The 749-nt window shown below is 53.7% G+C and carries 1 protein-coding gene; it reads left to right on the top strand.

The window, feature by feature from the left end:
* Positions 1–310: 310 nt before the first annotated feature.
* Entirely contained in the window at positions 311–709 is a 399-nt protein-coding gene (locus AC07Z7_RS25120; RefSeq protein WP_494768051.1) for a hypothetical protein, read from the top strand.
* Positions 710–749: the final 40 nt, after the last annotated feature.

Here is a 749-nt window from a genome sequence, read left to right as displayed (position 1 = left end):
GGTTGTCTTCGTCTTGCGTGGCATTCATGCTCCTTGTTGACATGCTATGCCTCACACACAAAACATCTGACAGGCTCCATGTAGACGATTCAGCTTGCCTGTGGCACTAACGCCATGTACAACAAAGACGTTCTTTGCCAGATCGACTCCGATAGTGACAATGTCAGTCATGGACTACCCCTTCCAACAAACGAGTGAATTGATGAGAGATTGAACTTCCCATCGTGGCACCTGGATACCTTATCCCGCAACTGCGCAGTTCACTCGGGACGGGGAAGTCCCTTTCGTTCGTTAGGCACCTCAAACAACCATGCTCTCACCTCGCGCCATCCGACTTCTCTTGCGCCACTTCGACGCACTAGACGAAGCAATTGCCCGCCGCCTGACAAGGAAGCGCCCATGGCAGGAGGAAGCCTTGACGGGCTTGCTCTGCGACTTGCTCGACACCGAGACTCAAATCGAAGAGAACGTCAGCTACACGCTACGCCAACTGCACGAAGACCTTGCCGGGTCTGATGAACCCGTAGGCATCAGGTTGAAGATCGACTCGCACCAGTATCCAAAGCACCTCGAGCGTTGGGTTACACAGGCCGATTTCGGATTCATCATCACATATCAGGACCAGTTTGATCGGAGCCACTCCACGTCATCTGCATGGCTGATGCAAGCTAAGGACGCTCTTCACGAATCGGTTCTGGCTGTGCCGTAGCGACGCCCGAACTAAAACAGCACCCGCTTTGGGTAGTTGG

The organism is Acidovorax sp. GW101-11A03 (genome assembly GCF_059424825.1).
Note: the sequence above shows the minus strand (reverse complement) of the source record. Positions and strands in the feature narration are given on the sequence as shown.